The organism is Bacillus sp. TL12, assembly GCF_022625245.1.
Classification (GTDB): Bacteria; Bacillota; Bacilli; order Bacillales; family Bacillaceae_G; genus Bacillus_A.
Window position 1 is genome coordinate 1 of record NZ_JAJJBY010000234.1, and the last position, 341, is coordinate 341.

Sequence of the window (341 nt, forward strand, 5' to 3'; positions counted from 1 at the left end):
TTTATCGAAGTACCTGATGAAGAAACAGGAGAAATCCAACAATATTTATTAACTCCAGCTAAAAAGAAAAAAGTTTATAAGGGGGATTGGGTCATGGTGTTTCAAGAAGGATTAACATATGTTGCAAAACTCAATTTAAAAGGTGAAACATTGCGTGTTTATATGATCCTATTATCAAAACTAGATTATGAAAATTGGTTAAGAATTAGACAAAAAGACATAGCTGAAGAATTAGGAATGAAACCTCCCCATGTTTCAAGAGCAATTAAAGAACTTTCTAATCATGGAATTTTAGTTAAAGGTCCTAAAGTAGGTGCTTCTAATACATATCGTTTAGATCC

Annotated in this window: 1 protein-coding gene; it reads left to right on the top strand. The window is 31.4% G+C overall.

The genetic code is table 11. The annotated features are described in order from the left end of the window. A partial coding sequence (locus LOK41_RS28725; protein ID WP_241819470.1) for a helix-turn-helix domain-containing protein occupies positions 1 to 341 on the top strand: 341 nt, incomplete at both ends.